The sequence below is a fragment of the Streptomyces sp. SD31 genome (genome assembly GCF_052068475.1).
Classification (GTDB): Bacteria; Actinomycetota; Actinomycetes; order Streptomycetales; family Streptomycetaceae; genus Streptomyces.
This window is the reverse complement of record NZ_JBQHCX010000008.1, coordinates 1-14,178: the sequence shown is the minus strand read 5'-3', so window position 1 is coordinate 14,178 and position 14,178 is coordinate 1. Positions and strand designations below refer to the sequence as shown.

10 protein-coding genes and 3 tRNA genes are annotated in these 14,178 nt (G+C 70.4%); 7 read left to right on the top strand and 6 right to left on the bottom strand.

Features of this window, described 5'->3' with window-relative positions; genetic code table 11:
* Positions 1–327: 327 nt before the first annotated feature.
* Complete coding sequence (locus ACTMVF_RS18190) at positions 328–480, bottom strand: hypothetical protein (RefSeq protein WP_441272109.1); 153 nt, start codon at positions 478–480, stop codon at positions 328–330.
* 249 nt (positions 481–729) lie between these two features.
* Here ACTMVF_RS18190 and ACTMVF_RS18185 point away from each other — a divergent pair, with 249 nt between their 5' ends.
* From ACTMVF_RS18185 to ACTMVF_RS18175, 3 genes are all read left to right on the top strand, one after another.
* Positions 730–1,995: an NAD(P)/FAD-dependent oxidoreductase gene (locus ACTMVF_RS18185; protein ID WP_441272108.1), complete on the top strand. Its 1,266-nt coding sequence runs from the start codon at positions 730–732 to the stop codon at positions 1,993–1,995.
* A 145-nt stretch (positions 1,996–2,140) separates the two neighbouring features.
* The gene (gene dnaG / locus ACTMVF_RS18180; RefSeq protein WP_441272107.1) at positions 2,141–4,057 is read left to right on the top strand and encodes a DNA primase; all 1,917 of its coding nucleotides are present in this window, start codon (positions 2,141–2,143) and stop codon (positions 4,055–4,057) included.
* 113 nt (positions 4,058–4,170) lie between these two features.
* Complete coding sequence (locus ACTMVF_RS18175; protein ID WP_441272106.1) at positions 4,171–5,499, top strand: RNA polymerase sigma factor; 1,329 nt, start codon at positions 4,171–4,173, stop codon at positions 5,497–5,499.
* Between the two features lie 155 nt (positions 5,500–5,654).
* Here the strand turns inward: ACTMVF_RS18175 and ACTMVF_RS18170 are convergent, their stop codons facing one another.
* From ACTMVF_RS18170 to ACTMVF_RS18155, 4 genes are all read right to left on the bottom strand, one after another.
* Complete coding sequence (locus tag ACTMVF_RS18170) at positions 5,655–7,583, bottom strand: ABC transporter ATP-binding protein (RefSeq protein WP_441272105.1); 1,929 nt, start codon at positions 7,581–7,583, stop codon at positions 5,655–5,657.
* Entirely contained in the window at positions 7,583–9,316 is a 1,734-nt protein-coding gene (locus ACTMVF_RS18165; protein WP_441272104.1) for an ABC transporter ATP-binding protein, read from the bottom strand. The genes ACTMVF_RS18170 and ACTMVF_RS18165 overlap by 1 nt, the downstream gene beginning before the upstream one ends.
* A gap of 195 nt (positions 9,317–9,511) precedes the next feature.
* Positions 9,512–10,969, bottom strand: coding sequence for a xylulokinase (locus ACTMVF_RS18160; protein ID WP_441272103.1), 1,458 nt, complete (start codon positions 10,967–10,969; stop codon positions 9,512–9,514).
* A gap of 123 nt (positions 10,970–11,092) precedes the next feature.
* A complete protein-coding gene (locus tag ACTMVF_RS18155) occupies positions 11,093–11,401 on the bottom strand; it encodes a YtxH domain-containing protein (RefSeq protein ID WP_441272102.1) in 309 nt (102 codons plus the stop codon).
* Between the two features lie 158 nt (positions 11,402–11,559).
* Here ACTMVF_RS18155 and ACTMVF_RS18150 point away from each other — a divergent pair.
* The 3 genes from ACTMVF_RS18150 to ACTMVF_RS18140 all read left to right on the top strand — a co-directional run bounded on the left by ACTMVF_RS18150 (position 11,560) and on the right by ACTMVF_RS18140 (position 11,963).
* Positions 11,560–11,632: transfer RNA gene (locus tag ACTMVF_RS18150), tRNA-Asn, on the top strand.
* A 5-nt stretch (positions 11,633–11,637) separates the two neighbouring features.
* A tRNA-Asn gene (locus ACTMVF_RS18145) sits at positions 11,638–11,710 on the top strand.
* A gap of 179 nt (positions 11,711–11,889) precedes the next feature.
* Positions 11,890–11,963 (top strand) — tRNA-Ile (locus ACTMVF_RS18140).
* Between the two features lie 480 nt (positions 11,964–12,443).
* Here the strand turns inward: ACTMVF_RS18140 and ACTMVF_RS18135 are convergent.
* On the bottom strand, positions 12,444–13,655 hold the full coding sequence (locus ACTMVF_RS18135; protein ID WP_441272101.1) for a DUF418 domain-containing protein: 1,212 nt from the start codon (positions 13,653–13,655) through the stop codon (positions 12,444–12,446).
* A gap of 200 nt (positions 13,656–13,855) precedes the next feature.
* Between ACTMVF_RS18135 and ACTMVF_RS18130 the strand changes: the two genes are divergently transcribed.
* A partial coding sequence (locus tag ACTMVF_RS18130) for a response regulator (RefSeq protein WP_441272440.1) occupies positions 13,856–14,178 on the top strand: 323 nt, incomplete at its 3' end.

Genomic DNA, 14,178 nt, shown 5'->3' with positions numbered 1-14,178 from the left:
CGAGCTCGGTCGTGGTGCGCGGAGGCTCCAGGGCGTCCAGGACCATGGCCCGGGGTCGGCCCGATGAGCTGGGCCCACCGGCAGCTGCTCGGTGGCCGCCCGCCGGCAGCGGGCCGGCCGGCCCGGCGCCGGGTTCAGCCGATGGACCAGGACGGGGTCGAGGCCCGGGGCGGCGAGCGTCACGGGGGTGCGGACGCGGAAGAAGGCCGGGACGATCGTCAGCGGGCGCCCGTCCAGACGTAGCCCCCGGTCGAAGGGGCAGGTCGAAGGGGTGGTCGGCGACCAGCGCTACCTCCTCCCGGCCGAGGACCGTGGCGTAGCTGGAGATCAGGCCTTGAGGCCCGCGCTCAGCGCCGCCTCCGCCCGGATCGAGCGGTCCGCCGCCACCGCCGCGCGGATCGCCGGGGCATACGGCTCCACCGCCACTGCGTAACAGCGGCGCAGCGCCTCGCCGAGCAGCTCCAGCGCCCGTCCCGACAACTCCCGGCCATCGAGGCGCTCTTGGCGCGGTGGGGGAGCGCTGTCCCGGGGGAGGCAGGCGCGCCGCCCGCCTCCTCTGCTCCGCCGGTCTCCTCCGCGGTGCGATCACCCACCTGCGACCGGTGGGACACACGGGACGAACGGGCACTCGAAAGTGACCCTGCGTGGCCTGATCGGGTCACCCCCTCTTCCCGCATCACGCTGCGTGCGGGACGCTCGTGTGGCGGCACCCTTACGAGGAGGCATCAAGTGGTCGACGCGGATCAGACATTCGTCATCGTCGGAGGCGGACTCGCCGGGGCGAAGGCGGCCGAGACGCTCCGGGCGGAGGGCTTCACCGGGCGGGTGATACTGATCTGCGACGAGCGCGACCACCCGTACGAGCGCCCGCCCCTCTCCAAGGGCTACCTCCTCGGCAAGGAGGAACGCGACAGCGTCTTCGTGCACGAGCCCGCCTGGTACGCGCGCAACGACATCGAGCTGCACCTGGGCCAGACCGTCGACGCGATCGACCGTACGGCGAAGACGGTGCGGTTCGGCGAGGACGGCACCGTCGTCCACTACGACAAGCTCCTGCTGGCCACCGGCGCCGAGCCGCGCCGCCTGGACATCCCGGGCACGGACCTGGCCGGCGTTCACCACCTGCGCCGCCTCGCGCACGCCGAGCGCCTCAAGGGCGTCCTGGCCTCGCTCGGCCGGGACAACGGCCACATCGTGATCGCCGGCACCGGCTGGATCGGCCTGGAGGTCGCGGCGGCGGCCCGCGAGTACGGCGCGGAGGTCACGGTCGTCGGGCCGGATCCGACTCCCCTGCACGGCGTCCTGGGCCCGGAGATCGGCGGGCTCTTCGCCGAGCTGCACCGCGAGCACGGCGTGAGGTTCCACTTCGGGCGGCGGCTGACGGAGATCGTCGGCCAGGACGGCATGGTGCTGGCTGCCCGCACGGACGACGGCGAGGAGCACCCCGCACACGACGTCCTCGCGGCGATCGGCGCCGCTCCCCGTACGGGGTTGGCGGAAGCGGCGGGCCTCGAGATCGCCGACAGTGCGCGCGGCGGCGGCGTGGTCGTGGACGAACAGCTGCGCACCTCGGACCCCGACATCTACGCCGCCGGCGACGTCGCGTCCTTCCCGCACGCCCTCTTCGACACCCGGCTGCGGGTGGAGCACTGGGCCAACGCGCTGAACGGGGGACCGGCGGCGGCGCGGGCGATGCTCGGGCAGGACATCACCTACGACCGGCTGCCCTACTTCTTCTCCGACCAGTACGACTTGGGGATGGAGTACTCCGGCTGGGCGCCGCCGGGGTCGTACGACGAAGTGGTGATCCGGGGGGACGCGGGGAAGCGGGAGTTCATCGCGTTCTGGGTCAAGGACGGCCGGGTGCTGGCCGGGATGAACGTGAACGTGTGGGACGTCACAGACCCCATTCAGCAGCTGATCCGTTCGAAGGCGCGGGTGAACACGGAGATCCTGGCGGATCCGCACGTGGCCCTGGAGAGCCTGATCGCCTAGGCGCCTGCCGGATTCCGTCGTCTCGCGGGTGCGGGCCGCGGGGGCTGGTCGCGCCCACGCGGCGGAGCCGCATATCGACACAGACCCGCCCCCAGGGCGTTGCAGGCCGCCCAGAGATGTCGGTGCACCCCCGTAGAATTCACGCGTGGCAGGACGGATCAACGACGAGGACGTGAAGGCGGTACGGGACGCGGTCCCGATCGACGCCGTGGTGTCCGAGTACCTCCAGCTGCGCGGCGCGGGCGGCGGGAACCTCAAGGGGCTGTGCCCCTTCCATGACGAGAAGTCGCCGTCCTTCCAGGTCAGCCCGAGCAAGGGGCTCTTCCACTGCTTCGGCTGCCAGGAGGGCGGCGACACCATCACGTTCGTGATGAAGGTCGACCACCTCTCCTTCTCCGAGGCGGTCGAGCGCCTCGCCGCCCAGGCCGGCATCACCCTGCGCTATGAGGAGGGCGGGTACAACCCCTCCCACCAGCGCGGCGAACGCATCCGCCTGGTCGAGGCCCACAAGATCGCCGCCGACTGGTACGCCGAGCAGCTCGCCACCAGCCCGGAGGCCGACACCGGCCGCATCTTCCTCGCCGAGCGCGGCTTCGACCAGGCCGCTGCCGTGCACTTCGGCGTCGGCTACAGCCCCCAGGGCTGGGACCACCTCACCCGCTACCTCCGCGGCAAGGGCTTCACCGACAAGGAGCTGGTCCTGTCCGGCCTGGCGCAGGAGGGCCGCCGCGGCCCCATCGACCGCTTCCGGGGCCGCCTGATGTGGCCGATCCGCGACATCGGCGGCGACGTGGTCGGCTTCGGCGCGCGCAAGCTCTACGAGGCCGACAACGGGCCCAAGTACCTCAACACCCCCGACACGGCGATCTACAAGAAGTCCCAGGTCCTGTACGGCATCGACCTGGCGAAGCAGCACATCGCCAAGGCCAGCCGGGCCGTCGTCGTCGAGGGCTACACGGACGTCATGGCCTGCCACCTCGCCGGCGTCACCACGGCCATCGCGACCTGCGGTACGGCCTTCGGCGGCGAGCACATCCGTATCTTGCGCCGGCTGCTGATGGACAACGGCTCGGCCCGCGTCATCTTCACCTTCGACGGCGACGCGGCCGGCCAGAAGGCGGCCCTGCGCGCCTTCGAGGACGACCAGAAGTTCGCCGCCGAGACGTACATCGCGATCGCGCCGGACGGCATGGACCCCTGCGAACTACGGCTCGCGAAGGGTGACGAGGCGGTCGCCGACCTGGCCGAACCGCGCACCCCGCTCTTCGAGTTCGCCCTGCGCCAGATCGTCGTCCGCTACGACCTCGACACCCCGGCGGGCCGCGCGGCCGCGCTGGACGAGGCGGCGCCCATCGTCGCCCGTATCAAGAACAGCGGCGCCCAGCACGAGGTGGCCGTCCAGCTCGCGGGCATGCTCGGCATCCTCGACACCCAGTTCGTGGTGAAGCGGGTGGCGCAGCTGGCGCGTTGGGCGCGGGAGCGGGGCGGCAGAGGACAGGCGCCGACGTCCGGCCCGGGCTCCCGCACCCCGCAGCAGCAGTACGACGCCGCCCCCGGCCCCCGCACCTCCGGCCCCGCCCTGACCCTGCGCAACCCCGTCTACGCCACCGAACGCGAACTCCTCAAACTCGCCCTCCAGCGCCCCGAGTTGGTCTCCCCGGCGTTCGACGCCTACGGCGTCGACGAGTTCACCGCCGCGCCCTACGCCGCCGTACGCCAGGCGATCATGGACGCGGGCGGCGCGGAGTACGGCATCCAGGACGCGCAGGAGTACCTGGTCCGCGTCCGCGAGGCGGCCCCCGACGACCAGGTCCGCGCGATGGTCACGGAGCTGGCGGTCGAGGCGATCATGCGCAGGACGGTCGACGAGAACTACGCCGGCGAGCAACTCGTGACGGTCCGCCGTCGCGCCGTGGAGCGCCGCGTCCGCGACATCCAGAGCCAACTGGCCCGCCTGGGCGCGGGCGGCGACCCGGCCCAACTGGCCGCCGTGCAGAACGAACTGTGGGTGTTGCAGCAGTACGACCAGGCATTGCGGGGGCAGGGCGCGGCGGCGCTCTGAGCGTGACGCGCGATTCGCGTACGACTGGGTAACCGCCCGGTCACGCACCGGACTCAAAAAGTCACCGCACGCCCCTCGTGGCGGTGATGTGTCGTACTCCACACTGGGTTCCGGTGCCTGAGTCCTCGGAGCGCGGCCGACCCGTTCCCCACGGGTCCCACACCCCCGCGGTTCCGCTCATCGCGTACGGGACGGACAGCGGCGAGGCCGCCGACTCCGCCCTCGAAGCAGCGCTGCCGTATGCCTCGGCAGCGATCACCCTGGAGGTCGCCCCCGTGCAGACCCAGACCCTCGTCCAGACCGACGCCAGTACCGCGACCGGCGCTGACAGCACCGAGCCGGACGCGGAGGCCGACGTTCTCGTCGCGGTGCCGCCGCAGAGCCGTGTCGCGCACCACCCCGAGGCGGAGCCGGAGGCCTCGCCCGAGCCCGCCGAACCGCCCGCGGAGGCCCTGGACGGCGCCGAGGTCGCCGACGCCGCCGAGCCGGTCGAAGCGCCGTTGCCGCCCCGGGCTCGCGCCGACAACAGTGGTCCCTCCTCCGACCTGTTCCGCCAGTATCTGCGGGAGATCGGCCGTATCCCCCTCCTCACCGCGGCCGAAGAGGTCGAACTGGCCCGCCGCGTGGAGGCCGGCCTGTTCGCCGAGGAGAAGCTGAGCAGCACCCCCGATCTGGAGAGCCGGCTCGCCCTCGACCTGGACCGCCTGGTCGTCATGGGCCGGATGGCCAAGCGCCGCCTGATCGAGGCGAACCTGCGGCTCGTCGTGTCCGTGGCGAAGAGGTACGTAGGCCGCGGCCTGACCATGCTGGACCTCGTCCAGGAGGGGAACCTCGGCCTGATCCGGGCCGTCGAGAAGTTCGACTACGCCCGCGGCTACAAGTTCTCGACGTACGCCACCTGGTGGATCCGCCAGGCCATGTCCCGCGCCCTCGCCGACCAGGCCCGCACCATCCGAGTGCCGGTCCACGTCGTCGAGTTGATCAACCGGGTCGTCCGCGTCCAGCGCCGCATGCTGCAGGAACGCGGCTACGAACCGACGCCGGAAGAGGTGGCCGCCCACCTCGACCTCGCGCCCGAGCGCGTCAGCGAGGTCCTGCGCCTGGCCCAGGAGCCGGTGTCCCTGCACGCCCCCGTGGGCGAGGAGGACGACGTGGCGCTCGGCGACCTCATCGAGGACGGCGACGCGACGTCGCCGGTCGAGTCTGCGGCGTTCCTGCTGCTCAGGGAGCACCTGGAAGCGGTCCTGTCGACGCTGGGGGAGCGGGAGCGGAAGGTCGTACAACTGAGGTACGGCCTGGCGGACGGCCGCCCGCGCACGCTGGAGGAGATAGGCCGGATCTTCGGCGTGACGCGGGAGCGAATCAGGCAGATCGAGTCAAAGACTCTTAATAAGCTGCGGGATCATGCGTTCGCGGACCAGCTGAGGGGTTACCTGGACTGACGCCGTCCGCGGGCCGGTGGGGGCTGGTCGCGCAGTTCCCCGCGCCCCTTAGGTGCGTGCAGCTCGCGCCCCTCCAGGGGCGCGGGGAACTGCGCGACCAGCCACAACGGACCCGCAGCCGCCCCACGACACCACGTGGAACCCCCGAACGCGACTCAGTCCACCTCGGCCACCGCCTGGGCGAACTGCGCCTTGTACAACCGCGCATAAGCTCCGTCGGCCGCCAACAGCTCCCCGTGCGCGCCCTGTTCCACGATCGAGCCGTTCTCCATGACGAGGATCGTGTCCGCGTCCCGGATCGTCGACAACCGGTGCGCGATCACGAACGACGTACGCCCGTGCGCCAGCTTGGCCATGGCCTTCTGGATCAGCACTTCGGTACGGGTGTCGACGGACGACGTCGCCTCGTCCAGCACCAGGATCACCGGGTCGGACAGGAACGCCCGAGCGATGGTGATCAGCTGCTTCTCACCCGCGCTGACCCCCGACCCCTCGTCATCGATCACCGTGTCGTACCCGTCGGGCAACGTACGGATGAACCGGTCGGCGTGAGCGGCCCGCGCCGCCTCCTCGATCTCCCCCCGGCCGACGTCCCTGGACGCCCCGTACGCGATGTTCTCCGCGATCGTGCCGCCGAACAGCCAGGTGTCCTGCAGCACCATCCCGATCCCGGCCCGCAGTTCGTCCCGGGACATCCGCGCGATGTCGACCCCGTCGAGGGTGATGCGCCCGGACGAGACGTCGTAGAACCGCATCAGCAGGTTCACGAGCGTCGTCTTGCCGGCACCCGTCGGCCCGACGATCGCGACCGTGTGCCCGGGCTCCACCGTCAGCGACAGGTCCTCGATCAGCGGCTTCTCGGGGTCGTACCGGAAGGACACCCCCTCCAGCGCCACCCGCCCCCGCAACTCCTCCGGCCGCACCCCTGGCACCGGATCCGCCTCCTGCTCCTCCGCGTCCAGGAGTTCGAAGATCCGCTCCGCCGACGCGACACCCGACTGCACGAGGTTCGCCATCGACGCGACCTGCGTCAGCGGCATCGAGAACTGCCGCGAATACTGGATGAAGGCCTGCACGTCACCGATCGACAGCGAGCCGGACGCGACCCGCAGACCGCCGACCACGGCCACCAGGACGTAGTTGATGTTCGACACGAACAGCATCAGCGGCTGCATCACACCGCTGTTGAACTGCGCCTTGAAGCCCGCCTCGTACAGCGCCTCGTTCTGCTCGGCGAACTGCTGGGCCGACTGCTCCTGCCGCCCGAACACCTTCACCAGGGTGTGCCCGGTGTACATCTCCTCGACGTGCGCGTTGAGCTTGCCGGTGGAGCGCCACTGCTGCACGAAGTGCGGCTGCGACCGCTTGCCGACGCGCGTGGCGACCACGAACGACAGCGGCACGGTCACCAGCGCGACCAGCGCCAGCAGCCACGACACCCAGAACATCATCGCCAGCACACCGATGATGGTGAGCACCGAGTTGATGAGCTGCCCCATCGACTGCTGCAGCGTCTGCCCGATGTTGTCGATGTCGTTGGTCGCCCGCGACAGCACCTCACCGCGCTGACGCTTGTCGAAGTACGACAGCGGCAGCCGCGACAGCTTCGCCTGGACGTCCTCGCGCATCCGGTACATGGTCCGGTTGACGGCCCGGTTCACCAGCCGCGTCGCCACCGCCATCAGCAGACCGGCGACGACGAACACGGCGAGCGCGAACAGCAGCACGCTGCCCACCGCGCCGAAGTCGATGCCCTCGCCCGGCGTGAAGTCGGTGCTGCGGAGCATGTCGGCGATCTCGCTGTCGCCCCGCTCCCGCATGGACGCGAGGACCTGCCCCTTGGTCATCCCGGGCTCGAACTGCCGCCCGACGATGCCGGCGAAGACCAGGTCGGTGGCCTCGCCGAGGATCTTCGGCCCGGCGACCGACAGCCCCACACTCACCACCACGCAGCACAGCAGCGCGTAGATGGTGAGCCGCTCGGGCTTGAACTGCGCGACCAGCCGCCTGCCCGACACCTTGAAGTCCAGCGAGTGCTGATCGGGGCCCCCGCCGGCCATCATCCGCCCCATCGGCCCGGCCATCAGGCAGCCTCCGCTTCCGTCAGCTGGGAGAGCACGATCTCCCGGTACGTCTCGTTGTCCGCCATCAGCTCGTGGTGCCGGCCGGTGCCGACGACCCGCCCCTCGTCGAGCACGACGATCCGGTCGGCGTCCCGGATCGTCGCCACCCGCTGGGCGACGATGACGACGGTCGCCTCGGAGGTCTCGCGCGCGAGCGCCGCCCGCAGCGCCGCGTCCGTCGCGTAGTCGAGGGCGGAGAAGGAGTCGTCGAAGAGGTAGATCTCCGGGCGCTGGACGAGGGTGCGGGCGATCGCGAGCCGCTGTCGCTGACCACCGGACACATTCGTCCCGCCCTGCGCGATGGGCGCGTCGAGCCCGCCCTCCAGCCGCTCCACGAACTCCTTGGCCTGCGCCACCTCCAGCGCGTGCCACAGCTCCTCGTCCGTCGCCTCCGGGTTGCCGTAGCGGAGATTGGTCGCCACGGTCCCGGCGAACAGGTACGGCTTCTGCGGTACGAGGCTCACGGTCTTCGCCAGCAGCTGGGGATCGACGTCCGCCACGTCCTCCCCGTCCACGAGCACCCGCCCGTCGGTCGCGTCGAACAGCCGCGGGACCAGCCCCAGCAGGGTCGACTTCCCGCTGCCGGTCGACCCGATCACGGCCGTCGTCTCACCCGGCAGCGCGACCAGGTCGATCGCCTTCAGCACCGGCTCCTCGGCACCCGGGTAGCGGAACCCGGCGCCCCGGATCTCCAGATGGCCATGGCGTCGCAACTCCCGCACCGGCGCGACCGGGGGAACCACGCTCGACGATGTGTCCAGGACCTCCTGGATGCGCTCGGCGCACACCTCCGCGCGCGGCACCATCATGAACATGAAGGTGGCCATCATCACGGACATCACGATCTGCATGAGATAGGCGAGGAACGCCGTCAGGTCACCGATCTGCATCCCGCCGCTGTCGATGCGATGGGCCCCGAACCAGACCACCGCGATGGACGACAGGTTCACCACCGTCATGACGATCGGGAACATCAGCGCGAGCAGATTGCCGGTGCCCATCGCCATGTCCGTGAGCTCGACGTTGGCCTTCCTGAAGCGCTGCTGCTCGTACTCGTCGCGCACGAAGGCACGGATCACCCGATTGCCGGTGATCTGCTCGCGCAGCACCCGGTTCACCGTGTCGAGGCGCTCCTGCATGGTCCGGAACAGCGGCCGCAACCGCCGCACGATCAAGGTCACGCTGATGCCGAGCACCGGCACGACCGCGACCAGCACCGCGGACAGCGGCACATCCAGACCGAGGGCCAGCACGATGCCGCCCACGCACATGATCGGCGCCGACACCATCAGCGTGAACGTCATCAGCGCCAGCATCTGCACCTGCTGGACGTCATTGGTCGTCCGGGTGATCAGCGAGGGCGCGCCGAAGTGCCCGACCTCACGCGCCGAGAACGACTGCACCCGGTCGAACACGGCCGCCCGTACGTCCCGCCCGAGCGCCGCCGCGGTCCGGGCGCCGTAGTACACGGCACCGATGTTGCACACGACCTGCGCCAGCGAGATGCCGATCATCAGGGCGCCATAGGACAGGATGTAGCCGGTGTCGCCGTTGACGACGCCCGTGTCGATGATGTCCGCGTTCAGCGTGGGCAGGTAGAGGGTGGCGCAGGTCTGCAGGAACTGCAGCAGCACCAGCCAGCCGATGGGTTTTCGGTAGGGCCTGAGGTAGGTCCGCAGAAGTCGTATGAGCACGCTGCTTCTCTCGGAGTCGACGACGGGGCGATTGGTTGCCCTTGGCCCCTATCGTCGAACACTCCGGTGCCGTTACCTCAACTGATTAAGCCGTCAGCGCGGCTCCGTACGGCCTTCCGGGTGCGACTCCTACCGGTCTCTTACCTTCCGCTACGGCCGGAACGCGGAGATCACTACGGCCGGAACGTGGGACCACTACGACCGGAACGCCCCGGGATGCGTCTGCTCCCGCACCGACACGAACTGCTGCCGCACCGCCTGCCCCACCGCCAGCTCCTCGCCGGGCTCCAGGACCTGCGCGGCCGCGGCCGGCCAGACCGGCGGGGTGCGCGGATCGAGCGAGCCCTGCGACACACCGAGCGCCCACGCGGCCTGCCGGGCGGCACCGATCGCCGCGTAGTCCGCGGGTTGCGGTACGACCACCTGAGCGCCGAAGAGCATGGGAGCCGCGGCCTGCACGGCCGACAGCTCGGCGGCCGCCCCCAGCAGGAAGACCCGCCGCACCTCGACACCCCGGCCGCGCAGCACGTCGAGCGCGTCCGCGAGCCCGCACAGCATGCCCTCGAACGCGGCCCGCGCCATATGCTCCGGCTTCATCGACTCCCGCCGCAGCCCGGCCAGCGTGCCCGCGGTGTGCGGCAGACTCGGCGTCCGCTCACCTTCCAGATAGGGCAGCAGCACGAGCCCATGAGCCCCCGGCGTCGACTTCATCGCCAGGTCGGACAGGCTCTCCAGATCGGGCGCACCGAGGAGTTCGGCGGCACCGCGCAGGGTGCGTACGGCGTTGAGGGTCGTGACGACCGGGAGGTGCATGCCCGTGGCGTCGGCCAGGGAGGTGATCATCCCGGAGCTGTCGACGAGGGCCTCGGGGTGGACGGCCATCACGGACCCGGACGCGCCGAGCGACACGACGGCGTCACCCAGTCCGATGCCGAGCCCGAAGGCGGCGGCCATGGTCTCGCCGGTCCCCGCGGAGATGAGGAGCCCTTCCGGGGTCGTACCGGCCGCGTCCGCCGGCCCGATCACCTCGGGCAGCATGGCCTGGTGGCCGAGCGCCAGCTCGACGAGATCGGAACGGTAGGCGCCCGTGGCCGCCGACCAGTAACCCGTCCCGGAGGCGCCGCCCCGATCTGTGGTCCTTCTCACGGGACGCCCGAGCAGCTGCCACACCAGCCAGTCGTGCGCCTGCATCAGGACAGCGGCGCGTACCGCGTGCTCGGGCTCGGTCTTGGCGAGCCAGCGCAGTTTGGTCACCGGCTGCGCGGCCTGCGGCACACACCCCACCGCCTGCGCCCACGCCTCGCGTCCGCCCAGCGCGTCGATCAGATCGGCCGCCGCGACCTGCGCCCGCTTGTCGCCGCCGACCATCGCGGGGCGCACGGTGTTGCCCTGCGCGTCGAGCGGGACCACCGCGTTCTGCTGCGACGACACGCCGATGGCCTGCACACCTTCGAGGAGCCCGCCGCCGGCCGCCTCCCCGAGGGACAGCAGCCAGGCCTGCGGATCGACGTCGGAGGGACGCGCGCCACCGCCGTCCGGCGACTCCACCGGATGCGGGGCGTACCCCTGCCTGAGCACGGCGCCCGTGTCCGTGTCACAGACGACGATGCGAGTGAAATCGGGCGAACTGTCCAACCCGGCGACTATCCCCATGGCCCAAATTGTGCCGTAGCGCTGCGCCGGCTGGGGCCGTGGGCGCCGTGGGGGTGCGGGTTGTGTTTCGGGTGCGGGGTGTGGGGGGCTGGTCGTGCCGGGAACGCAAGGGTGCCGTTGCCGTTACGTATTGCTGGTACCCCAGTCGTCTTCCGCGCCTCCATTGTGAGCGCTGCGCTCTCGAAGGGAGCGGACTCGTTGGGCGACCGACTCGGGGACTCGGTCGCCGACCTTGTCGGTCACCGTGTGGTACGCCTTGCCCGCGAAGACGCGGCCCTGCTGTGCCGCCGTCTCGGCGGTGTTGCGGACCGCGGGGTTCTGCGCGACCTGGCGCGCGGACTTCTTCAGCTGCTCGTAGCGCTCGCGGCCGGCGCGCGTGCCGAGCACGTATCCGACGGCAACTCCGATGACGAACGTGAGCCGGTAGCGCATGGCGGCCACCCTTCCCTTCCGTAGGTCCCTGGTGCGGCGTCGGCGCCGAGGAGAACCGATTGGCGGAGCACCCCCCTGCTTGCGCTAATGTATGTGTCGCAGCGAGCGCACGCCCCCTGGCGAATACCCAGGTAGGTACGTTCGATGCAACGAGGCATTCCTCCGTAGCTCAATTGGCAGAGCAGCCGGCTGTTAACCGGCAGGTTACTGGTTCGAGTCCAGTCGGGGGAGCTCGGTCCTCCGTAGCTCAATTGGCAGAGCAGCCGGCTGTTAACCGGCAGGTTACTGGTTCGAGTCCAGTCGGGGGAGCATGCTGAACGAGGACCCCGTTGGGGTCCTTTTTCATGTCCGGCCTCGATTCCCGGGAACCGTGCAGGTCGCGGCGGAGTCCTTGAGGGCATGCGAAGTCGACCATACGAAGCAGGAGATCGTATGAGCGGCTATGCTGCGGCAGACGGCGCGCACACATGTACGCGACACGCCGCTATGGGGCGGTAGCTCAGCCGGTTAGAGCAGCGGACTCATAATCCGTCGGCCGTGGGTTCGAGTCCCACCCGCCCCACTGTGCAGGTCTCTGACCTGCGGAAACGTTCATTTCGTCCTGTCGGATCGTCAACTTTGCTTGAACGGACTGAATCCGCTGCGCGTGAGTTCGGCTCCGTTGTGGTCGGTGTTAGGTCGCATCGCTCTGACCTGCGCAGATTTCGTGGTCTGACGACGGGGCAGGTTCCCGCGGGTGGCGTGTACGAGTCCTTGGGCCGGATTCAGGGCGAGGTCCACTCCGACCAGCCGTGCGGTCGACGGAGGGCGTTTCGTCGCCGGGGCGGACTCGGGTGCGGGTGAGGGCTGGGTAGGCACCTTCTCGGGGCTCATTCGCCGGGCTTCAGGAGGTCCCCCGCCGGTAGGCCGACCGGTCCCCTCCGATCGGCGGGGGCCCGGTCTCGGTCGTACAGGCACGCCTGTGGTGGTCAAGCTGGTCGCCGCGATGCCGCGGGTCGGCAGGCTCACCACTGGCCGGCAGTTCTTCCGCTCCGCCTATGTCTTATCGGATGTGTCGGGCCAGTCCGGTCGCCCTGCCCATCAGCCATTCGAGCGGCCCTCGCTTTACGAAGCGGGACCAGAGGGTGGCGAGGACGGTGACGGACGCGATGAGGCCGAGCAGGATGTGCAGCGGCGGGACGGCCGATGTCTCGGTGTCCAGGAGCCAGATGGCGACGATGTGGTAGACGTACGCCGTCAGTGACATCGAGCCGACCGCGATGACGGGCCCCGCCAGGCGGCGCAGCCGGGGAAAGGCGTCCATGGCGGCCAGGCACGCGGTGATCACCAGGATCGCCACACCCGTGGCGGCCATGATGGACAGGGTCGCCTCGCTGTGCGGGGCTGAGGCCAGCATCCCGGCGGGGGTGTCGCCGAAGATGCCGATGCTGTCGGGCGAGACGGACGACACGGACGACATGCCCGGCCCCTCTTCGGCTTTCCGGACGGCTTCGGCGGCACCGGGTATGAGACGCACCGCGAGCCAGGAGCCGCCGTAGCCGGTGACGGCGAGGGCGACGCCGGTGAGGGCGAGGCGCATCCGGACAGCCTTGGCAGCCAGGTCGCAGCGGGCGACAGCCATACCGGCGATCACGAACGGGACCCAGGTCAGGGCCGGATAACCGCCGGTGAAGAACAGTGAGACGGGGCCGTCGGCCTGGCCGTAGGAGAGGAACACACGGCCGCCGACCACCGGCTTCAGCGCGTACAGCAGCTGCGGACCTACCAGGGCCCATCCTGCGGCGATCAACGCCAGTGGTTTGGCGCCCAGCCGGTACAGCGGCAGCACGAGCAGGAAGAACAGTCCGTAGAAAGCGAGGATCGGCACGACCGGGGTGCCCGTCAGGGTCAGGGCGGTGCCAAGGGCCAGCAGGATCACGGCCCGGATGATCACCTTGGCTACGGCCTGCCGGCCGGCCAGGCCGGTCTTCGGTGTGCGGCGGCCGGTGATGAGGGCGACCGCGAAGCCGGCCAGGACGGCGAACAGGGCGGATGAGCGGCCTTGCGCCAGTTCCATCAGGAAGCCGATGACCCCGCCCTGGCTGGGGGCGGGGCCTACGTGGACCGCGTACATGCCGAAGACGGCCAGGCCGCGGGCCAGGTCCAGCCCTATCAGCCGGCCCACGCCGGGCGCGCCGGTCGAGGGCTCGCTGCGCTCGCGTTCGGGGGACGGCGCGTCGGCCGTAAGCGGCGGGGAGTCTGGGTGATGGGTCATGACCCTCAGGCTGGAGACCCGGGCCGATCATGGACTATCCGGCAGAAGGCTGCCGTGTCCCTGCCGAGTGGTGGGTGCTACCCCGCCGTGTGGCTGGAGCTGCCGCTCGCCCGGCCGCAAGAGCTCTACGTGGCTTTAGGGTCGAGTCGACATGGGCCGGACGGCATGAACGAAGGTGAGGCGGAGCGCGCGTGAACCGGGTGGTGCGGGTAGTGGTGGTCGACGACGAGGCACTGGTCCGCTCGGGCTTCGAACTCATTCTGGGCGCGTCCGAGGACATCGAGGTCGTCGCGACCGCGAGCGGCGGCCACGCGGTGGAGGCCGTCCGGCGTGAGCGGCCGGACGTGGTGCTGCTCGACATCCGGATGCCGGACGTCGACGGGCTCACCGTCCTGCGCGAGCTGCGGATGATGCCGGATCCGCCGGTGGTGGCGATGCTGACCACGTTCGATGCCGACGAGTACATCCTGACCGCGCTGAACTCCGGCGCGGCCGGCTTCCTGCTCAAGGACACGGAGCCGGA

Coding starts and splice junctions, on each gene's coding strand:
- ACTMVF_RS18170 (WP_441272105.1), bottom strand. CDS start 7,583: ATGGCCGGGCCGATGGGGCGGATGATGGCCGGCGGGGGCCCCGATCAG.
- ACTMVF_RS18160 (WP_441272103.1), bottom strand. CDS start 10,969: ATGGGGATAGTCGCCGGGTTGGACAGTTCGCCCGATTTCACTCGCATC.
- ACTMVF_RS18155 (WP_441272102.1), bottom strand. CDS start 11,401: ATGCGCTACCGGCTCACGTTCGTCATCGGAGTTGCCGTCGGATACGTG.
- ACTMVF_RS18135 (WP_441272101.1), bottom strand. CDS start 13,655: ATGACCCATCACCCAGACTCCCCGCCGCTTACGGCCGACGCGCCGTCC.